Source organism: Sediminibacterium soli (assembly GCF_009939225.1).
In the GTDB taxonomy this organism is placed as follows: domain Bacteria; phylum Bacteroidota; class Bacteroidia; order Chitinophagales; family Chitinophagaceae; genus Sediminibacterium; species Sediminibacterium soli.
In genome coordinates this window covers 13,437-33,560 of record NZ_JAACJR010000004.1, presented here as the reverse complement: position 1 = coordinate 33,560, position 20,124 = coordinate 13,437, and the positions used below count along the sequence as shown (strand labels likewise).

The 20,124-nt window shown below is 50.6% G+C and carries 16 protein-coding genes; 6 read left to right on the top strand and 10 right to left on the bottom strand.

The genetic code is table 11. The features are described from left to right. Window positions 1-46 precede the first annotated feature (46 nt). Window positions 47-898, top strand: coding sequence for an MBL fold metallo-hydrolase (locus GWC94_RS03185; RefSeq protein ID WP_161833579.1), 852 nt, complete (start codon window positions 47-49; stop codon window positions 896-898). Between the two features lie 297 nt (window positions 899-1,195). On the opposite strand, the gene GWC94_RS03180 is transcribed toward GWC94_RS03185, so the two are convergent. The 5 genes from GWC94_RS03180 to GWC94_RS03160 form a co-directional block, all read right to left on the bottom strand. Then, window positions 1,196-4,015 (bottom strand): outer membrane beta-barrel protein, encoded by a 2,820-nt coding sequence (locus tag GWC94_RS03180; RefSeq protein ID WP_161833578.1) that lies wholly within the window; start codon window positions 4,013-4,015, stop codon window positions 1,196-1,198. Between the two features lie 146 nt (window positions 4,016-4,161). Further along, window positions 4,162-6,573: a M56 family metallopeptidase gene (locus GWC94_RS03175; RefSeq protein ID WP_161833577.1), complete on the bottom strand. Its 2,412-nt coding sequence runs from the start codon at window positions 6,571-6,573 to the stop codon at window positions 4,162-4,164. A gap of 63 nt (window positions 6,574-6,636) precedes the next feature. After that, window positions 6,637-7,026, bottom strand: coding sequence for a BlaI/MecI/CopY family transcriptional regulator (locus GWC94_RS03170; protein ID WP_161833576.1), 390 nt, complete (start codon window positions 7,024-7,026; stop codon window positions 6,637-6,639). A 200-nt stretch (window positions 7,027-7,226) separates the two neighbouring features. Next, a complete protein-coding gene (locus GWC94_RS03165; protein WP_202628629.1) occupies window positions 7,227-8,810 on the bottom strand; it encodes a M20/M25/M40 family metallo-hydrolase in 1,584 nt (527 codons plus the stop codon). Window positions 8,811-9,026: 216 nt separating this feature from the next. Next, complete coding sequence (locus GWC94_RS03160; protein ID WP_161833575.1) at window positions 9,027-9,872, bottom strand: sugar phosphate isomerase/epimerase family protein; 846 nt, start codon at window positions 9,870-9,872, stop codon at window positions 9,027-9,029. A 341-nt stretch (window positions 9,873-10,213) separates the two neighbouring features. Between GWC94_RS03160 and GWC94_RS03155 the strand changes: the two genes are divergently transcribed. Both GWC94_RS03155 and GWC94_RS03150 read left to right on the top strand, forming a co-directional pair. Beyond that, on the top strand, window positions 10,214-11,197 hold the full coding sequence (locus GWC94_RS03155; RefSeq protein ID WP_161833574.1) for a Gfo/Idh/MocA family protein: 984 nt from the start codon (window positions 10,214-10,216) through the stop codon (window positions 11,195-11,197). 29 nt (window positions 11,198-11,226) lie between these two features. Further along, complete coding sequence (locus tag GWC94_RS03150) at window positions 11,227-12,150, top strand: sugar phosphate isomerase/epimerase family protein (protein WP_161833573.1); 924 nt, start codon at window positions 11,227-11,229, stop codon at window positions 12,148-12,150. A gap of 59 nt (window positions 12,151-12,209) precedes the next feature. On the opposite strand, the gene GWC94_RS03145 is transcribed toward GWC94_RS03150, so the two are convergent. Together GWC94_RS03145 and GWC94_RS03140 are read right to left on the bottom strand one after the other, a co-directional pair. Then, window positions 12,210-12,416, bottom strand: coding sequence for a hypothetical protein (locus GWC94_RS03145; protein WP_161833572.1), 207 nt, complete (start codon window positions 12,414-12,416; stop codon window positions 12,210-12,212). Window positions 12,417-12,848: 432 nt separating this feature from the next. Then, window positions 12,849-13,274 carry a response regulator gene (locus GWC94_RS03140; RefSeq protein WP_161833571.1) on the bottom strand — a complete coding sequence of 142 codons (426 nt, stop codon included), beginning with the start codon at window positions 13,272-13,274 and terminating at the stop codon, window positions 12,849-12,851. A gap of 287 nt (window positions 13,275-13,561) precedes the next feature. On the opposite strand from GWC94_RS03140, the gene GWC94_RS03135 reads away from it, so the two are divergent. The 3 genes from GWC94_RS03135 to GWC94_RS03125 are packed head-to-tail and all read left to right on the top strand — an operon-like array spanning window position 13,562 to window position 16,832. Continuing rightward, window positions 13,562-14,536 (top strand): Gfo/Idh/MocA family oxidoreductase, encoded by a 975-nt coding sequence (locus GWC94_RS03135; protein ID WP_161833570.1) that lies wholly within the window; start codon window positions 13,562-13,564, stop codon window positions 14,534-14,536. A gap of 8 nt (window positions 14,537-14,544) precedes the next feature. Further along, a complete protein-coding gene (locus tag GWC94_RS03130) occupies window positions 14,545-15,915 on the top strand; it encodes a sugar transferase (protein WP_161833569.1) in 1,371 nt (456 codons plus the stop codon). Continuing rightward, entirely contained in the window at window positions 15,915-16,832 is a 918-nt protein-coding gene (locus tag GWC94_RS03125; RefSeq protein ID WP_161833568.1) for a hypothetical protein, read from the top strand. Before GWC94_RS03130 ends, GWC94_RS03125 begins: the two co-directional genes overlap by 1 nt. Window positions 16,833-16,842: 10 nt before the next feature. On the opposite strand, the gene GWC94_RS03120 is transcribed toward GWC94_RS03125, so the two are convergent. The 3 genes from GWC94_RS03120 to GWC94_RS03110 all read right to left on the bottom strand — a co-directional run bounded on the left by GWC94_RS03120 (window position 16,843) and on the right by GWC94_RS03110 (window position 20,082). Beyond that, window positions 16,843-17,517: a 2-C-methyl-D-erythritol 4-phosphate cytidylyltransferase gene (locus GWC94_RS03120; protein WP_161833567.1), complete on the bottom strand. Its 675-nt coding sequence runs from the start codon at window positions 17,515-17,517 to the stop codon at window positions 16,843-16,845. 126 nt (window positions 17,518-17,643) lie between these two features. Then, window positions 17,644-18,633, bottom strand: coding sequence for a bifunctional heptose 7-phosphate kinase/heptose 1-phosphate adenyltransferase (locus GWC94_RS03115; protein WP_161833566.1), 990 nt, complete (start codon window positions 18,631-18,633; stop codon window positions 17,644-17,646). Continuing rightward, on the bottom strand, window positions 18,634-20,082 hold the full coding sequence (locus GWC94_RS03110) for an APC family permease (RefSeq protein WP_161833565.1): 1,449 nt from the start codon (window positions 20,080-20,082) through the stop codon (window positions 18,634-18,636). Between the last annotated feature and the right edge of the window lie 42 nt (window positions 20,083-20,124).

Sequence of the window (20,124 nt, the reverse complement as noted above, 5' to 3'; positions counted from 1 at the left end):
GGGACGGGGTTTTTCCATTCGGCGTATTTTTGTTCATTCTGAAGCCATGTCTCTATTTATCGCATCATTGAACTCGGGGAGTAACGGAAATTGCTATTATATCGGCAACGAAGCGGATGCCGTGCTGATAGACGCGGGCCTCTCGTGCCGCGAGACGGAAAAACGCATGAAAAGACTGAACCTGGCCATGGAGAATGTCAGGGCTGTGTTTATTTCACATGAGCATGCAGACCATATCGGCGGCGTTACCAATCTGTCTAAAAAATTCGGACTGCCTGTTTATATCACCGAGCCCACACTCAGCGGCGGCAGGCTGGTTATCGACAGGCAGCAGGTAAAAACATTTACCCCGCACGAGCCGGTGACCGTTGGCGGGCTGTCGGTTACCGCATTCCCGAAATACCACGACGCCAGTGACCCCTATAGTTTTATCATCTCCCACCAGGCCGTGAACGTGGGCGTATTTACCGATCTGGGCGTTGCCTGCGACCAGTTGATCCGCTATTTCAAACAATGCCATGCCGCATTTCTGGAAGCCAATTACGACGAAGCCATGCTGGAGAATGGCGGCTATCCCTATCACCTTAAAAAAAGGATCCGCGGGGGACTGGGGCATTTATCCAACACACAGGCGCTGGATGTATTCACAAAACACCGCCCGGGTTTTATGAGCCACCTGCTGCTCTCGCACCTGTCGCGGAACAACAACGATCCGCAACTGGTACAATCACTTTTTGATGCGCATGCAGGCAATACAAAAATAGTCGTAGCATCCCGCTACCGGGAAAGCGAGGTATATCATATCACACACAGTGGCGAGATCAATCCGCCTGTACCGCTGCCCTTACTGAAAAAGAAAATGACAAAGGATACCAGATCGCAATTGTCTTTGTTTTAGCATCTGCTCAGAATAACCGCAAAGTAGTCGAATGGCTAAATGGCTGCATTGTTAAATAGCCATATAAATGCAGCCATTCAGCCGTGCATCTCTCTTACGGAGAACTAAAAGTCACTGTGTTGCGCCACTCAATTTCGGATAACGCCCGGGATATCGTCGATCCCGACATGCGTGTTTTGTTCGCTCAGGGCCGCTGGGCCTCGTGCCTGCTTAGATTTTCATTGATAAAATGGCGACTTCTCTTAGCCAATAGCACCCAAAATTGAAATCCTTTGAGCAGCGCAATAGCACAACACGTTAAAAATTAAACAACCTCTCCCCGCCTACTTTTTTCTTCGCCCCGCCGATAGCGCGGATATTATAGGTGAATGTGGCCATAAAATACTGGCTCAGCACATTCGTACGGAAAATATTCACGGTATTTCGGTTGGCGTACATGCTTACGCCTGCATTCTGATTGAGGATATCAAATACACTTAGCTTAAGCACACCTTTCTCATCTTTCAACATCGTAATATTAACCGCAGCATTCCACCTCACGATTCCTTTTGGGAGACCGGCAGGAATATTGCCGTTATAGTTATAGTTCAGGCTGCTTTCCAGTATCACATGTTTGATATGCCTGGATATCATTTCCGTATTGGCATAATGACTTACCACTTTCAATGTTTTGAATGCCTGGCTTGTGTACTCTGTAAAATTATACCCGATGCTGTAGCTGTTATTCCACTCGAATTTATCGTTGAGATTGAAATTCAGCGAAGACCACTGGTTCAGGTTAAAAGTACTCTGCCAGCCTGTTTCTCCATTATACAGCAGTTTACTCTTATTGAACCCATACCAGGCGCCTGCATTCCAGGAAACAATGAATTTCGGGTTGCTCTTGTATTGCTTGTTGATATTGTAATTGATACCAAAATTGCTGCTGCCATCCGCATTCACAGGCATATTGGTCTGTATCCCTGTCTGGTTGATATGGATACTCTGAACCACATCGTTCTTTACAAAACCTCCGTTTGCATACAACCCGATGTTCAGGTTCCGTTTGGTATCGTTAAAATAATAGTTGACCGAGAAATTATGTCGCTCCGAAGGTAAAAGATCCGGATTGCCCCTGCTGATATTATAGGGATTGGTATTATCGGCAACCGGCAGCAGGTAGGCATACGCCGGCAACGAAATATCCTCGGAGTAATTCAGGTTGAGTTGTTTGTACACCACTGTCAATGCCGGAAGAAGGTTGCGCTGGCTTTGTCTGATGGCCTGCGGCAGAGAAGCCAGTGCATTGTTCACCTCCTGTACCAGTCCACGCACCGAAGGCGTAATGGTCAGGTCTTTCGCCGCCTTGTATTCAAAACCGGCGGCCGCGAAGAAGCGGTGGTTTTCCCTGAAGAAATTGCTGCTCAGCTGCCGGTTGATCACATCGTATTTTTTATCGGTGCTGTTGGGATTGAATGTGGCAATCGCATTGACCAGCTTGCCGTATTCATACCTTCCGCCGACGCGCAGTGTCCATTTTTTACCAAGCGGATCGCTGTAGTTGAAGGCGGCAGACAGATCGGTTCTCGGTACATCTTCTCTCCGTAACTGATCAAGCAGGCTGTCATAAGCGGTGGGCCTGATATAATGCAGACTGGAATTGGTATAGTAATTATTGAACCGGTTATTGATATCCAGGTTGTGCACCAAATTAAAACGCCTGCCTTTTTTGGTGGGCGACAGTCTGGTATACATAAACCCGTGCCGGTAATAATAGGTATTCGATTTATTGGTCTGGTTGATCATACCCGTACTCAGCGGCCCCCTGAGGTTGTTATCCGCCCTGATATCGCTGAATCTGTATTCGTCCTGCAGACCGATGGTGTAATTCATGCTTACCTGTATCGTGGTCAGCGTATCCGGTTTGAATTTACCGCCGATACCGATATTATGTGCATTGGTGATCACATCGCCTGTAAGTTGTGTCCGGTTAGTGACTACCGTATCGGCATTGTATTGCCGGATCTCGGATTCCTGGCGCCTGTCTGCCACTGCATTGCCAAAGAAGTATTGTCCAAAGATCGATTGCCTGGCATTTGGTGCGTGGTTAAGGTTAAAACCGCCCCCTTTACTGGTTACAACACCCCCCGACCCCGTCATTCCGCCAAAACTGATCCCATTGATCATGATACCACTGCCACCCGATCCGTTTGACCAGATGCTGGTACTGCGGCTATTGAGGTTACTGTTGCTTCTGTCGAGACCACCTGTCTGCATCAGGTCGCTGTAGCCAAAACCGGGTTTGTTAAGGTTATTGACATAGCCAAGCACACTCAGTTGCATGGTGTCCCGGAATATGTTTGCTATCGCGCCTGCTTCATAACGATCAGCAGATCCCTTGCCGGCATATACTTTGCCAAACCATCCCTTCTTAACACCTTTCTTCAAAGTGATATTGACCACCTTGCCCACATTGTTCAGATTATCATCGCCATTACGGAGTAATTCCTCTTTATCATCCGTTACCTGCACTTTATCGATGATATTGGCCGGCAGGTTACGGGTGGCCATTTTGGGATCGCTGCCGAAAAATGTTTTCCCATCAACCAATATCCTGTTCACTGCCTTGCCGTTAACCGTGATATTTCCATCGGCATCCACCTGAACGCCCGGCAGTTTTTTCAGCAGGTCTTCCACCAGGGCATTGGGAAGCGTTTTGAATGCCGTTGCGTTGAATTCAATCGTATCGTTTTTTATACTGACGGGCGGGCGCTCGGCGATAACGATCACTTCGTCGAGTTGCTGCGTCGTTGCAGTCATTTTCACCGTGTCCATGTTCCTGTTCGGATGCTCCGCTGTAAGCAAAAATTCCTTTCGCAAAGGCTGATAGCCTGAAAAGGTAATGATCATACGCAGCGGCAGGTTCAGGGGAAGTCCGCCTACCTTAAATTCACCCTCGGGATTACTCAACCGGTAGGTAACAATAGATGTATCTTTTGCCTTAAATATGGTGACGGTTGCAAGACCCAGTGTTTTTGCCGAACCGGAGTCTTTAACAAAGCCTGTAATGGTGCCCGTTTGTGCCGCAGCGAATCCTGCTGCAAACAATAAACACAAACAGAAATAGTAATGTTTCATAAACGGTTGCCTGGTTATCTTTTATGGATGATGGCTATAAGAGTGCCGGCACGGCATAAGGTTGGAATACCGGATGAAATTATTTTCATCCGGGCATGCTACCGCCAACCCTGCCGGGAAGACCTGTTTGATAATGAATCAGCGGATTATTTTGCGGATACTTCCCTGTTGGAGAGGAAAATGCCTTTGCCGGGTACGGTTACATTGCCATAATAAAAACCCACTCCGTCCGCAACCAGGTATTTTGCGCGAAACCTGTTTTGCTGCTCCCTGCTCATTTCCTTTCCATCCACCAGAAACTGTTTTTTATCGAGTGCAAACCAGCCCGTTCGCGGATCAACGATAATGTTTTCGTTCGCCAGATCGGAAATGATGTTGCGCATGACCGCAGCAGAAGCTTCCCTGCGCGTTTCATCCCCGGCACGCAACAGGCGCAGCGCCTCGCGTTTAGACAGCGGCATATTATCACCACCTTGTTTTGACCGGGGTTTTGTTTTTGCGGTATCGGCCGGCAATTTCTCCCGTATAATCCGCACGGGTTTGGTTCCGGCATCGTATTCCGGGTTCCTGTACTGCTGTCCGTTTTTCAGTTTGAGGTTTACCTGATTAAGTCTCGCTTCTTTTGGTAACCGCAGTTCGCTCCGTCCGTGGTTCAGCTGCGCCAACACGGCAGACTTGCTATTCATCTCGATATTCACATGCCTGATGGAATCTTTGCGTCTTTCTTTCAGGTGCTCACTCTCTTTTTCGAGATACAGTCTCTTCAGTTCAAGCTGCCGCTCCTGTTTACGAAGATGAATGCTGTCGCTCTGCAGGTGTTTTTGCAGTTCGAGTGTTTGTCGTTCCCGGATCTCATGCAGTTTATGCTCCCGCACCGCACGCTGCTCCTCAACAACCATCTGTCGTTTGCTGATTTCCGCCAGGCGTCTGTCCTGCAGCACCTCCCTTTTCCTGTTCATGGCTTCTACACGGAGTTTCTCCGATTCCATTCTCCGGGCGCCCGCCTCTTCCCGTTTTTTCCTGGCTTCTTCGCGCGCATGTTCAAAGCGTTGTTCTATACTGCGGATTTCATCCATATGCTGGCCGAACTCCGATTCAGGGATCTGCTTTCCGTTCAGGTACAATTCTTTCACCGTATCATTTACTTTTTTTAAGCGGTATTCCCTGCCGTCTTTTGTTTTTGCGGTGAATTCGAGTATACGATCCTTCCCGTCATCGACCAGGGTGGTCGACATGCTTTTAAATTGATCGGGCAGGGTGTCTGACAGCGGCGACAATGGCTTCAGGCCTGTCAGCGATGCGTCAGGCGGGCGCAGCGCAGTCGTACCCGTCGCAGCCTGCTCTTCGACGACTGTTTTTTCTGTCTCATTGGGGGCGGCTGCTTTTTTCTCCCTGATAACCGTATCGGTCACCGGTATACGGGAGGTTGTATTTCGGGGGAAAGGAACCGGCGCGTGGATTTTATCTGCGATATTGGATTTTGTCTCGCCGGATGTATGGATCGGGGTATTGACAGGCGCTTTCCTTGCATTCACAAAGGAGAACAGGAGAAAGGCCGCTATCGCAAGGGTCAGGATGCTTTTTTCCATGGTGTTCAGGGTTTTGTTCTTGTTGTGAACAATGCGTTTGACCCGGTTGAGCAACTGGTTCCTGCTTCCCGGAAAAGCCATCCCGCAGCGCTGGTCGGCAAAATGGTATTCCTGGAAAGAAATCAACGCATTGATAAAATTGGTTTTGTTGTTGGTGACGGATATGGCCAACTCGTCGCAGCAGTTCTCCCGCTCCTCCCTGATCATAGAAGAAAGCCAGAGCAATGCCGGGTTGAAAAAGAAAACGGTCTCAGCAAAACTTTGCAGAAGGTTCACAAAATAGTCGCGGCGTTTGATGTGTGCGAGTTCGTGCAACAGTATCGCTTCTATCTCATCGGGTGGCAGGTGCGATAATAACCCCATGGGCAAAAGGATCACGGGTTTCAGCATGCCGATCGTCACCGGCACTTTCAGGATACCTGATTCCAGCAGGCGCACCGTACGGTCGATTGCCAGTTGTTGCATCAGTCGCTGCAGTACCTCTCTCCACTGCCCGCCGGGCGCCGTGGTCCGATACGACCGCAGCCGCTGTACGTATACCAGGTTTGCACCGAGCCGGATAAGTTTTGCCAGGAAAATAAGGAACCATACCAGCACAACCATGGCGGCATGTTCATTAAAATAGCTGACAAACCGCTGTAACGGGGTGGCTGTTACCGTACCTGTCGCTGCAGCCTGCAGCAGCGGTTCCGTTGCCCGCGACTGGTAAACACCCTGTTCCGCCCGATAGTGCCCGCCGGTACGGGGGTTTATACGGTTCAGCTCGGAAACAAAAGTCACCACCGCGGTTACCACAAAAAACAGGAACAGTCCAACCAGCATCAGGTATCTTTTCTGCGGACGTGCGCTGCGCGTAAAAAGCATCACCAGGCCGGTGGCCATCGCCAGCAGCACACCCTGCCAAACGGAATGCAGGAGCGTCCAGCAAATGGCCCGTACCAATTCGGTCGAAAAAAGATTGACTTGCATAGGTCTGGTTGTATTAACTGGTTAGGTTATTTCACATACCGCATCATCTCCTATATAGCTAACTCACTTTTTATTCAAATGTTTCAACATTTCCCGGATGGCTTCCAATTCTTTTTTTGAGGTCTTCCTATTACCCAGCAACTGCATCATCAGGCTGCTGGCAGAGCCCTTGTACATGGTTTCCACAAACCTGTCCAGCAACACCCCCTTTGTCTGCTGTTCACCCACCGCGGGTATATAGATATGCTTCATCTGCGACTCGTCGCGGGTAAGCAGTTCTTTCTCCACCATGATCTGCATCAGCTTCAAGGTGGATGTGTACTGCACCGCCCTTTTCTCCTCGTTAAGCCTGTCGTTGACAAAACGAACGGTGGAAGGACCGTATTCCCAAAGCACCTGGAGTATCTCCAGTTCCGACCGGGTGGGTTCAATAGCGCTGTTTTCCTGTTTCATGACCCCAAGGTAGGAATTTTTTCGTACGAACAAAATATTAGGTTCGTTTTTTTTGCTAAGATTTTGTGAATACCGGCCCATAAAAAACCCGCGACCTTGGGGGTCGCGGGTGCGGAAATCCGACTGTTGAACAGGTATACTTCCTTATTTCATTATTCGATATTCCTTGTTCTGTATTCCTTATTCCATATTATACCCCGCTAATTTGCCGGCGCAACCGGTCCTTTTCGGATCGCTTTTACCTGTGCGGGCCATACAGCCGGCCTGCCCGTTCTGTCGTTGCCAAGTGTGGCCCTGTCGCGGGGAAAGAACGCCGGGTCTTCCGAGGCCATGTACACCATGATGGCCGTAAGCACGGCATTGTTGCGGAGGTCATCGAACACGATCTTGTCGTACGTATCGCGGTTGGTATGCCAGGTATAGTTAAAATAAGACCAGCTCAGCGAGCTGAGTGAAAACCCCGGTGCACCCACGGCAACAAAAGAGGCAAAATCAGAACCGCCGCCGCCGGGTGAACCCGGGAAGCTCGTCCTGATCGAATCACGCAGCTGCGCAGGAACCGCCGCCAGCCAGCGTTTGATAAAATCGCCCGCATGCTGAAAGCCCTGCCCTGATATATTCACCACGCGGCCCGTGCCGTTATCCTGGTTAAACAGCGCCTGCAATTTGTTCACGATCTCGGGATGGTCTTCCACAAATGCACGCGAGCCGTTCAGTCCCTGCTCTTCGCTGGCCCAGTGGCCAACCAGTATGGTGCGTTTGGGATTAGGATATACCGCTTTGAGAATACGCATCGCCTCCATCATGGTAAGTGTGCCCGTGCCGTTATCGGTGGCGCCGGTGCCGCCGTCCCATGAATCGAAATGCGCAGACAGCATCACATACTCATCGGGTTTCTGCGTGCCTTTTATTTCGGCCAGGGTATTGAATACCGGAACGGTTCCCTGGTCTTTTGAATCCGCCCGCACCGCGATCCGGGGGTTGGCGCCTGATTCAACCAGGCGGTACAAAAGACCATAGTCTTCCAGCGCAATATCAACGGTAGGTATTTTGTGGGTATAGGCGTTAAAGATCTTGTCTACGCCAAAACCCTGCGACCAGTTATTGCCTACGATACCGATGGCGCCTGCTTTTTCAAGCACCACCTGCAGCATGCGCACACTGTATCCTGTTTTGCGTATGCGCTGCGTCCATTGCTGGCTTTGCTCGGCACGTTCTTTTTTCAGTTTATCGAACGACTCTTTCGTGGCAAATTCCTGCCAGTTATAATCCGGCCGACCGGTTGGCTGGTTCATCGATACCATGACGAATTTGCCTTTTACATTCGGCAGCCATTGCTGGAAAGCGATGGAATCCGCCAGGTCGGGAATGATCACCAACTCGCCGGTAACGGTTTTACCCCTGGTAGACGGGCTCCAGGCCAGTTGTGTGCCTTCCAGCGATTTGATACGGGGAGAGACCATATCGATATGCGTAACACCGCGCTCCCAACCCTTCCATTCGCCCCACTGCTCGTTGCGCGCAGGAACACCCCATTCTGTGTATTTCGCCACGGCCCAGTCATTGGCCTGTTTCAGCTGCGGTGTGCCCGTAAGACGCGGACCGATCTTATCCAGCAGTTCATGCGCCAGTTTTTCCAGCTGGGAATTACCCGTACCTTCTTTAACGATCCTGTCTACCACAGCATCCTGTGCGGTAAGCGATCCGGCCAGCAAAACAGCCGCGACCGGTAACAGCTTTGCCATATGCCTGATATGGTCAAAGCGGAAGTTAGTTGGTTTCATAACGCTAAATATAGCCGCGATGACCGAAATGCAAAGGGGAAAAAGGTGAAGGGCGGGTGGGTAGGGTAAGAGAATCGGCTGATGGGGCAAAACGCCCAAAAAACGGTGGGATAAGAGGATAAAGTGAATGGCTGTATGGTTACATTGCTTAATGGTTAGGCAACCTGCCAGTCAGCCATTAAACAATATAGCCATACAGCCATGTATCAATCATCGCTACTCTCCCCCTCTGGCAACACCCTTGAAGAAACCGATGGATTCGGCGATACCGGGTAAGGGATCGGTCATGTCTTTTTCGAATTCGATGCTGCAGACGCCGTTGAATTTGATCTTACGCAATGATTTGATCACTGCGGGGAAATCGATCACACCACGGCCTATCTCGATGGCTTTGCCTTCTTTTACTGCCTGGCTGACGTCCTTGATATGCAGATCAAACAACCTGTCTTTGAAATCGCGTATCGCTTTTTCAGGAGGAGAACCGGCACGCATGGCATGGCCGATATCGATGCAGAGACCAACCCTTGGGTCACGGTCTTTGATGCGGTCATACACATCTTTCGGGCCGGGATACAATTTATCTTCCGGTCCATGGTTATGGATGGCGAGCCTGATATCATAGGCTTTTACCTGGGCCTCTGCGTAATCGAGAACATCGTAACTGGGAACACCCACGATCATGTTCACCCCTACTTTACGCGCATACTGGAAGGCCTGGTCTACCGCTTCTTTCGTTCGCATATAGATTACGCCCACCGTATACACATTGATTCCCGCGCCACGCAGTTTGCCGATAACGGCATTGATCTTTTCATCGCTGCTGTTCAGCGGCAGGTGTATGTCTTTTACGGAAAGATTGGTTACGCCAATGCGTTTCATCATTGCGATCGACTGGTCTACATCAAATTTTGCAAACGTAAAACCCGCAATGCCAACCGTAATGGGGAGCGCCGCACTGGCTTCGGGTGCAACGGCTGCAGCCGATTTACCCAGTAGGGGAAGTACAGCGGAACCCGCAAGTCCCATCGCTGTTTTCTGGATGAAATTTCTTCTTGATGACATGAATCGTTGTTTAAATAAGTTAGCGATCACCGGCTTTGTTTTTCAAAACGGGCCGGCGCCATTTTGGTTTGTGAATTTTGTTCTTTTTTCCGGTTTCCGGTTATCTTCAGAGAGGAAATTTACGAAAACGATGTAGTTGGCCGGCACCGGAACCACTGTTCAACCGGCCGGTTTGCGAAGAAGGCAAAACAACTAAAAGCAGTACATTGAGACGGAAAAGAAAGACAGGGGATGATGGTTGCCTGGTATCGTGTATACAATATAGCCATCTAACCATGCAACCATAAAACATTTCTTTATATTTTAACCTTTTTCAAAACCAACCAATCAACCAGCATTGTATGTCACAAACCAATCAGATCAACTGGGGTATTATCGGGTGCGGGAACGTGACAGAACTGAAGAGCGGACCGGCATTTAACAAAGTGCCGGATTCGGCGCTGGTGGCCGTTATGCGGCGCGATGCGGAAAAAGCCGCCGACTATGCACAGCGACACGGTGTGCCCAAATGGTACAGCGATGCAGATGCACTGATCAACGACCCCGATATCAACGCGATCTATGTGGCTACCCCACCCCATCGGCACGAAGCCTACGCGGTTGCCGCCATGCAAGCCGGCAAACCGGTATATGTGGAGAAGCCCATGTCTGTGGACCTGGCATCCTGTATGCGCATGCGGGAAGCGGCAGAAAAAACAGGCACCAAACTTTGTATAGCCCATTACCGGAGGGCCTTACCGATGTTTTTGCACATCAGACAAATGATCGCAGAGAAAAAGATCGGCGAGGTAAGAACCGTTCGCATCAGTTTATTACAGCCGGATAAATCTTCGGTAATCACACAGACCGCCAACAACTGGCGCGTTGATCCCGCGGTGGCGGGGGCAGGACTGTTCTACGACCTGGCGCCGCACCAGCTTGACCTGGTACAGTATTTTTTTGGCGAACCGCTGAAAGTTTTGGGACTGAGCGCCAACCAGGCCGGTCTGTACAAAGCGGAGGATGTGGTATCCGGCATGATGCATTTACCGGGCAACATACTTTTTACAGGGCAGTGGTGTTATACCGTTGACCCGCTGCTGCAGGAAGATATTTTTGAGATCAACGGTTCAAAAGGAAGGATCCGTTTTTCTGTTTTCCATACCGAAGTGTATGTGCTTGCCGACGGAAAAGAAGAAACACTCTCCTTTCTGCCGCCCGCACATATACAGCAGCCAATGATCACCAAAGTGGTGCGTTATTTCCTGGGAGAAGGCGGCAACCCCTGCGCTGCGCAGGATGCGATCGGATCGATGCGCGTGATGGAGCGGTTTGCTTACGGGTAATCGACGGCACATTCATCAAAACCAGCAATATGCCATTGCAAAGAAGACATTTCATCCGCTCGGCGGCTACGGCTTCTGCCGCCGCCGCGTTCGGCAACCTCGTATTTGCCCGCGATGCGGCCGGCAGCACCCTGCCCAACGATGCAAACCGCTTTAAGATCAGCCTCAACGCCTATTCCTTTAACGAGCTGCTGCGCTCGGGGAAAACCGACCTGGAAAAACTGATCGCATTCTGCGCACGCGAAGGATTTGATGCAATCGATCTTACGGGGTATTATTTTCCCGGTTATCCCGAGCCGCCCGGTGATGAATACATTTATCGGTTGAAAAAACTGGCCCACCGGCAGGGCATTGCCATCAGCGGCACCGGCATCCGCAACGAATTTGCAGACCCCGATCCGGCAAAACGGGAAGCGGAGATCGTTTTTGTAAAAAAATGGATCGAAGTGGCCGCCAAACTCGGCGCGCCCGTGATCCGGATATTCACGGGCAAAACCCTTCCCGAAGGATATACCCGCACTGTCGTGGAGCAATGGATCGTGGATGCCATCAAACCCTGCGCAGCGTATGGCCGGCAGCACGGCGTAATCGTGGCGATGCAAAACCATAACGACTTTGTCAAAACCGCCGATGAAGCCATCAGCCTGCTCAACCGGGTAAACAGCGAGTGGTTTGGCCTGGTGCTCGATACCGGGAGCTTTGTTACCCATGAGCCTTATTCGGAAATCCGCAAAACAACTGCGTATGCCGTAAACTGGCAGGTGAAAGAGCAACTGAAATACCTGGGAAAAACAGAACAGATGGATCTGCAGAAACTGTTCACCATCGTTAAAGAATCAACTTACCGCGGCTACCTGCCGATTGAAACGCTGAATCCGGGAGATCCTTTTATCATCATTCCGGCATTTCTTACACAGGTAAAAGCCGCGCTTGCTTCGGTGATGCGCTCTTAACAAAATCTTAGGGAACAGGTTTTCTCCGATAACCGGCAGCTAAAAACAGTTTGTGGAAACTATGCCCCATTCTGTTGCCTGTCCGCAAAATCCTGCTGCGAGAAAGGCTTTCTCTGCAATGACTCCAGCTCCACCTGTATCGCTTCCAGCTGCATTTTTACCTGCATGGAATTGGGGTCGATTCGGCGCCCGGCAGAGAGCGTGGCCGCCAGTTCTGCCAATTTATCGAGAAGATCCTGTTTTTTGAGTTGGTATTTTTTTTCCATTTCACACGGTTCCTGCGGTCTTATGCAAAAAAACCGTTCCACACCCGGCTGAAATCTGCTGAAAAACACCTGATATCCCAGGAAAGTAGTGCTTTTTCTACAGCCCTGCCGCTAAAACCTACCGATAATTAACAAGTTGTTCCATAGGCTGTTCGGCGGGATGGTCGTTACTTTGTTCCGGCACATGCAGATGTGCTCTATCCAATCCACGAAAAACCATTGGCCTTATCCGGCCCCAATCCATGAAAACCGGTAGCGTTAGCTACAGAGCTTTGTAGGCATCCAATTCCTACAAAGCTTTTTCTTTTTTTGGGGGGGTGATAGAAGGAAAGTTGAATGGTTGCATGGCTATATGGCTGAATTGCTTATCGGCTGTCGATTAAAAGCATGGCAGCCATTTAACAATTAAACAGTATATCCATTCCAACATCCTTACTGAAAGAACTGCTTTATCGCATCGTTCATTTTCAGTTCCTCGAGGTTTTCGATACTGAGGGGTTTGCTGATGAATTCCACTACAACAGGATACTGCTTGGCCAGTGCAAAATCTTCGGGGTCGATAGTAGAGGACAGGATCACGATCCTGGTGCTGGTCAGTTTGTCTGCATACTGCGGAACATACACTTCCAGGAACTCCCACCCGTTCATGACCGGCATATTGATATCAAGCAGGATCAGTTCGGGCGCATTGGCCACAGGGTCGGCACTGGTGGCAAAAAGATTTTCGAAATAGGACAGTGCATCGCTTCCATCGATTGCTGTAACCACATCTTCCGCAAAACCTGTCCTTTTCAGCAGCAACTGAGAAATAGTAAGTGATATACTATCGTCGTCAACGCAAAGTACTTTACGGATCATCAGGGTTGATTTAAGGCTTGGTGGCTATATACAGGTTCAGGTTTTGCTAATTGCTATGAAAATACTAATTTATTCTTTCTGATCGCCATAGTAATTGCGTGCCAAAGTAAAACCATATTGATATTCACGCCTTAAAAAATCTATTTTTTTTATCGCCGGTAAATAATCGCCCGCCGGTTCGGGTACAGGCGTTTGTTTTGCGGGGGATCAGCGGATATCCACAGACCGCCAAGAAAAGATGCAGCCTGATTGAATAATTCTATATTTACCGTTCGTAAAGTCTTTATATGCTGAAAGTAGGCGTCTTTGGTGTTGGCCATCTGGGAAAATTCCATCTCAATAACTGGAAGGAGATTGAGGGTGTGAAGCTCGTGGGGTTCTACGACCCGGACAACGAAACCGCCAGGATGGTAACCGAGCAATACGGTCTGAAACGTTTCAGCGACGAAAAAAAACTGATGGATGCCTGCGATATCGTGGATGTGATCGCTCCCACCACCTATCATTTTGACCTCTGTATGCAGGCCGTCAGAAAAGGCAAACATGTATTCGTGGAAAAGCCGCTGGCCCATACCATTCAGGAAGGCCGCGACCTGGTGAATATGGTGCGGGAGGCCAATGTAAAGATGCAGGTGGGCCATGTGGAGCGTTTCAATCCCGCCTATCTGGCCATACGCGATATGAGCCTGAACCCGATGTTCATAGAAGTGCACAGACTGGCACAGTTTAACCCGAGGGGCACCGAAGTGAGCGTGATACTGGATCTGATGATACACGATATCGATATCATCCTGAGCCTGGTAAAAAGCGATGTGAAACATATTTCCGCCAGCGGCGTGGCGGTGATGACCGATACACCCGATATTGCCAATGTGCGCATCGAGTTCAACAACGGCTGTGTGGCCAATCTTACCAGCAGCCGTATCAGCATGAAGAAAATGCGTAAGATCCGCCTGTTTCAGAAAGATGCGTATATAGGCATCGATTTCCTGGAGAAAAAAACGGAGATCATCAAACTCAAAGGCGCCGACGACAGGAATGTGTTTTCCTTTGATATAGAAACACCCAATGGCAAGAAGACCATCGCCATCGCCAACCCCGCCGTGCAGCCGCTGAACGCCATCAAGCTGGAGCTGGAAGCATTCGTCGATTCCATCGTTAGCAACAAGCCCACCGTGGTAAGCGAGATAGACGGATTTCTTGCGATGGAAGTGGCACACCAGATACTCGACAAGATCAATAACACCAGCATTCTTGTGTAAAACCCGTCATGCGTGAGCGGAAGAAGCATATAAGCCGGTACCTTATCAGCGACTACCTGCTCTCCGTGGTTGCCTGGCTGGTGTATATGCAACTGTTTGCTGAAACGCCGCTCTCCGCGGCCCTCGTGCGCAACACCTTTTTATATGCAGTCGGCTGGACGGTACTCTGGGCCTTCACCGGAAGCTACCACAGGTCGCTGTATGAAAAGGCAAGACTGAACGAACTCACTTCCACGATCATGTACAGCTTTCTTGGCTGCCTGGGTATCTGCCTGCTGCCGCTGCCCTATGGCATAGATTCGGTAAGCCGGTTCGCTGTTTTTTTTGCCCTGCAATGTTTGCTGGTATATTCGGGCAGGAGCCTGTGGCTGTACCTGGTAAAACGATCTTTTGCCCGCGGCGATGTTTTCTTCAATACCCTGATCGTTGGCAATAACCAGCATTCCGTGAGGTTGTACCGGGAACTGATCAGGAACAATGCCTGGCTCGGCTATAAACCGGTTGGTTTTGTTACCGTGGAAGAAACCGCGAAGAACGGATTAAGCAGGTGGCTGCCCCACCTGGGATCTTTGTCTGTCATAGAAAAAGTGATCGATGAACTGCAGGTGGAAAAACTGGTGCTGACGCTTACCAAAACGCAGGCCGCCCTCACCGAATCACTGGTGGCGAGACTGGCGGAAAAAGATGTGGACATCAAACTTGTTCCCGACACACTCGATATCCTTTCGGGATCGGTAAAAACAAACAATGTGCTGGGCGCTACGCTGATCGATATACAAAGCGGCAATCTCTCGCCAAGACAGCAGAACGCAAAAAGACTGATCGACCTGTTCTTATCGGCAGCGGCGCTGGTGCTGTTATCGCCGCTGATGGTATTCGTGATGATCAGGACCTGGATCTCCTCGGAAGGAAGCATCATCTACCGGCAGGAACGCATCGGATACAAGGGCAAGCCATTTATGATCTATAAATTCAGGAGTATGGTGGCCGACGCGGAAAAGAACGGCCCGGCATTGTCGAGCGATCACGACCCGCGCATCACCCGCTGGGGCAGGGTAATGCGCAAATGGCGGCTGGACGAACTGCCGCAGTTATGGAATATCATCCGGGGCGATATGAGCCTGGTGGGACCAAGACCCGAGCGAAAAGTGTATATCGACCAGATCGTACAGCAAACCCCGTACTACCGCTACCTGCTGCGCGCCAAACCAGGCCTCAGTTCCTGGGGCATGGTGCAGTTTGGATATGCTTCCACAACAGACGAAATGATCGAACGCATGGGATACGATCTTGTGTACATTGAGAATATGTCGCTGCTGCTTGACTTCAAGATCATGATGCATACTTTGCGGATCATTTTTTCGGGCAAAGGAAAATAATGAACCAGCGCGCATTGATATTACCCGCTTCGCATATCAACACATCCCGATGGGATGACTGTGTTGCCCGTAATGCAAACGGGCTGATCTATGCAAGCAGCACTTACCTGAACGCTATGGCCGACCAATGGCATGGCCTGGTGATCGGCGAATACGATGCGGTGATGCCGATACCCTGGCGGATGAAATGGGGGTTCCGGTATGCGTATATCCCCGCGTTCACACAGCAGATGGGTTTGATCGGGAAATACGAACCGCAGGACCTGGATGCCCTGCTCAGGACCCTGCCCGATTTTGTATCGCTCGCAGATATCCATTTCAATTTTTCCAATACCATCCCCGCCGGCAAAGAAGGGTTCCGGCAAAAAAACAACCTGGTGCTTGACCTGAACCCTGAGGCAGGGACTATCGCAGCCGGATATAAAAAAAACCTGCAGGAGAGCCTTCAAAAAGCTATTTCTGCGGGTTTGTATTGCGATGCCTCGGAAGAGGTGGAAATACCGGTGCTGCTGTTCCGGGCTTTGTATGGGCGGGTGCTCAAAAAACCGATCGGCACCGAGGCAGGCAGGCTGGTATCACTCGCAAAAACATTACAGGCAAAAGACCAGTGTTTTGTGAGGAATGTCTATGCCGCTTCGGGGGAACTGCTCGCCGCTGCGCTTTTTCTGAAAGACAGCAGGCGTATTTATAACCTGGTCAATGCCATTCTTCCGCAGGGCCGTGAACGCTGCGCCAACCACTACCTGCTGCATTCGGTGATCAGCGGGTTTGCGGGTCGGGAACTGTTGTTCGATTTTGAAGGATCGGAGATACCGGGTGTAAGACAATTCTTTGCTTCCTTCGGCGCTGTACCCCAGCCCTATCCTTATTACCGGTACAACGGCCTGCCCTGGCCTTTACACCTGCTCAGGAAATAACAGTTGCGTTCTATTTTCTGGAACCGAGTATCTGCTCCGCCACCAGCATATCCACCGGGCGCGTGATCTTGATGTTGTCAAATTCACCTTCGATCAGGTAAACGGGTTTGCCGTAAGCTTCCACCACGGTTGCCTCATCGGTAAAAGCCGGCTGCCAGGACTGGCCAAATGCGGGTACCAGCAGCTCGCTCAGAAATGTCTGCGGTGTTTGTATGATCTTGATATGTTCCCTGTCTGCGGCAGTATGTGTTTCCTCACCCGTTACGATACGGATGCTGTCTGAAACGGATACCGCGGGAACGGCGCTTCCTTTCCGGACGGCCTGCGTATAACAGCGCCGGATCAGTTCGGGTGTAACCAGGCAGCGTACGGCATCGTGTACAAAAACAACGGAGGGCTCTGTAACAAGCTGCAGACCGGCTTTTACCGAGTCAAACCGGGTGGCGCCGCCTGTTGTCAACACTATTTCCCGGCTGGCCGGAAAAGATGCCGTAATGGTTTTTGCCTGGTCCAGGTACTGTTCGGGCAGAACGATGATGAGGGTCATGTCGTCGAATGCCGCAAGAAAGCTGCTGAGGGTATGCCAGAGCACCGGTTTACCCTGCAGCGGCAGGAACTGCTTGGGTGTGCCGCCACCCATTCTCTGCCCGCTTCCGCCGGCAACTATGACCGCTGTTTTCTTCATGTAGGCATGCAAAATAGCCAATAAAAAAGAGCTACCGCAGCAGCTCTTTCAACTTTCTCATGTGCGCATACAGAATGCTATCCAAATATAAGGTTTTAACAGTAAAAACCCTGCCCGGCAAAAGTTTTATTCGCCCAGTAAGAGCTCGCATTCATCCAGGAATTTCTGCCGGTTGATGGCCGCGGTGCCTACCTCCTCGCAAACCAGTCCGCCCGCAATATTGGCCATCTCGGCGGCCAGGTGCATGTCTTTGGACAGGGTGTATACAAGCGCCGCCACGGCAATCACCGTATCACCTGCCCCGCTGACGTCGGCAATACTGCGGATATGCGTGGGAATGATCCTGGCCTGTTCGTCCTGCTTATAAAATACGCCTTTTTCGGAGAGTGTGATAAAAGATATCTCGTGTTTTAGCTGCTGCTGCAGTGCCTGGTGCATCTCCTGCAGCGAGGAAAGATCCACCTGATCGGTGTGCAGGTTCAGCCCTTCCCTCACTTCCTTCAGGTTGGGTTTGAAAATCGTCACTTCCCTGTAAGCGAGAAAATTCTTCTTTTTGGGATCCACCGCGGTTACCACATTTTCTTTCCGGCAGAAACGGATCAGTTCCTCTATCAGCCGGGTGGTAAGCACGCCTTTGTTGTAATCTTCAAATATGACCACATCGGGTTTACGCGCCGCAAAAAAAGCTTTTACCTTTCCGATCACCGCCTCTTCCAGTTCGCTGTCGATATCCGCGGTGATCTCCGCATCGAGGCGCATCATCTGCTGGTTGCGGCTCATCACCCTGGTTTTATTGGTGGTGATCCGCTTTGAAGAGCGGATGATCCAGGAGGTATCGATATGGCTTTGCACCAGCAGTTGATCCAGGTCGCTGGCGTCCATATCGTCGCCTGTTACTGATATGATCGAAGTATGCGCGCCGAGCGCCGCCGTGTTCAGGGCAACATTGGCTGCCCCTCCCACCCTCAGTTCTTTCTTTTTCAGCGCAACCACCGGCACAGGCGCTTCGGGCGAAATGCGCTCCACGTTTCCCCAGAGATAGGTATCCAGCATGATATCGCCAATGATCAATACCCTCAGGGAACCCAGCCGGGTGAAAAACGATTCAAAATCCATTTATTTGTTTTTAGAGCCCAGTGCGATAAAATACAAAGGTATGCCTGCCAGGGTTATGGCCAATCCCCAGAGCGAATAAGTGGGTGATGCCCATACCAGCCCGCTGCAGAACAGCAGCGCCAGCACGATGTATACCGCAGGCAGTACCGGGTAACCAAATGCCTTGTACGGCCTTTCTGCATCGGGGCGCTTTTTACGGAGGATAAAGATACCGATAATGGTGAGGATATAGAAGATCACCACGATGAACGATACCATGGTAAGCAGGTCTCCGTATTTACCGCTGAGGCAGAGAATGGAAGCCACCGCAGCCTGTATCCACAGGGCATAGGCAGGTACCGCGTTTTTATTCAGTTCCCCCGTTTTTTTAAAGAACAGACCGTCTTTCGCCATGGTATAATACACACGGGCGCCGGCCAGTATCAGTCCGTTGTTGCATCCGAATGTGGAGATCATGATCATCACCGCAATAACGATGGTGCCGGCATTGCCGAAGATGGCATTGGCAGCGGTGATCGCCACCCGGTCGTTCTTGGCAAATGCAATCTCGTTCAGCGGCAGCACATGCAGGTACATGAGATTGGCGGTGATATAAATGATGGTTACGATGGTGGTTCCCAGGAAAAGACTGAGGCCGATATTGCGCCTGGGGTTCTTGATCTCACCCGCAATAAAGGTTACGTTGTTCCAGGAATCGCTGCTGAAGATGGAGCCTACCATGGCAGCTGCCACCGCCCCTATCAGCACCCCGCCCGATATAGGCTGCCAGCCCGTGGGGATCAGTGCGCCCGTTGCATCTTTTGTTCCAAGATCCTGCGCAGCGGCCAGACCTGTTTGCCAGTTCTCCGACCAGAAGCTCTGCTTGGCCAGGAGAAATCCGAATACGATGAGTCCGAATAAAGACAGCAGTTTGGTTACCGTAAAGGTGCTTTGTATGATCTTACCTCCTTTTACGCCGCGCGTATTGGTATAGGTAAGGAACAGGATCATACCGATGGCCAGCACCTGCGCGGCGGATATCTTGATGAATCCCAGGTCGGCCAGTGTATTGGTTTCACTTACCGCGGGTATCAGGTAGGCGGTAAAACGGCTGAACGCCACGCCTACCGCCGCTATGGTGGCGGTTTGTATCACAGAGAAAAAACTCCATCCGAACAGAAAAGCCGTAAGCGGGTTATACGCCTCTTTCAGGTATACATATTGCCCGCCGGCCTTTGGGTACATACCGCTCAGTTCGCCGTAGCTGACGGCCGCGGTGATGGTCATAAAACCGGTGATCAGCCATACCAGCACCAGCCAGCCGGCACTGCCCACGTTGCGGGTGATATCAGAACTGACGATAAAAATACCCGAGCCGATCATACCGCCCGCCACGATCATGGTGGCGTCGAAAAGGCTGAGTGTGGGTTTGAACTGGGGAGTGGCAGCAGTGTTGGTTGTATGGCTCATAAAAAATCCCGCTGTTTTGCAGCGGGACTGAAGATAATAGAA

What these genes read in the sequence shown, in the direction of transcription:
- GWC94_RS03135 (WP_161833570.1), top strand. Translation starts at nt 13,562, where the DNA reads ATGCTGAAAGTAGGCGTCTTTGGTGTTGGCCATCTGGGAAAATTCCAT.
- GWC94_RS03120 (WP_161833567.1), bottom strand. Translation starts at nt 17,517, where the DNA reads ATGAAGAAAACAGCGGTCATAGTTGCCGGCGGAAGCGGGCAGAGAATG.
- GWC94_RS03140 (WP_161833571.1), bottom strand. Translation starts at nt 13,274, where the DNA reads ATGATCCGTAAAGTACTTTGCGTTGACGACGATAGTATATCACTTACT.
- GWC94_RS03180 (WP_161833578.1), bottom strand. Translation starts at nt 4,015, where the DNA reads ATGAAACATTACTATTTCTGTTTGTGTTTATTGTTTGCAGCAGGATTC.
- GWC94_RS03125 (WP_161833568.1), top strand. Translation starts at nt 15,915, where the DNA reads ATGAACCAGCGCGCATTGATATTACCCGCTTCGCATATCAACACATCC.
- GWC94_RS03175 (WP_161833577.1), bottom strand. Translation starts at nt 6,573, where the DNA reads ATGCAAGTCAATCTTTTTTCGACCGAATTGGTACGGGCCATTTGCTGG.
- GWC94_RS03115 (WP_161833566.1), bottom strand. Translation starts at nt 18,633, where the DNA reads ATGGATTTTGAATCGTTTTTCACCCGGCTGGGTTCCCTGAGGGTATTG.
- GWC94_RS03165 (WP_202628629.1), bottom strand. Translation starts at nt 8,810, where the DNA reads ATGAAACCAACTAACTTCCGCTTTGACCATATCAGGCATATGGCAAAG.
- GWC94_RS03160 (WP_161833575.1), bottom strand. Translation starts at nt 9,872, where the DNA reads ATGTCATCAAGAAGAAATTTCATCCAGAAAACAGCGATGGGACTTGCG.
- GWC94_RS03150 (WP_161833573.1), top strand. Translation starts at nt 11,227, where the DNA reads ATGCCATTGCAAAGAAGACATTTCATCCGCTCGGCGGCTACGGCTTCT.
- GWC94_RS03145 (WP_161833572.1), bottom strand. Translation starts at nt 12,416, where the DNA reads ATGGAAAAAAAATACCAACTCAAAAAACAGGATCTTCTCGATAAATTG.
- GWC94_RS03170 (WP_161833576.1), bottom strand. Translation starts at nt 7,026, where the DNA reads ATGAAACAGGAAAACAGCGCTATTGAACCCACCCGGTCGGAACTGGAG.
- GWC94_RS03185 (WP_161833579.1), top strand. Translation starts at nt 47, where the DNA reads ATGTCTCTATTTATCGCATCATTGAACTCGGGGAGTAACGGAAATTGC.
- GWC94_RS03155 (WP_161833574.1), top strand. Translation starts at nt 10,214, where the DNA reads ATGTCACAAACCAATCAGATCAACTGGGGTATTATCGGGTGCGGGAAC.
- GWC94_RS03110 (WP_161833565.1), bottom strand. Translation starts at nt 20,082, where the DNA reads ATGAGCCATACAACCAACACTGCTGCCACTCCCCAGTTCAAACCCACA.
- GWC94_RS03130 (WP_161833569.1), top strand. Translation starts at nt 14,545, where the DNA reads ATGCGTGAGCGGAAGAAGCATATAAGCCGGTACCTTATCAGCGACTAC.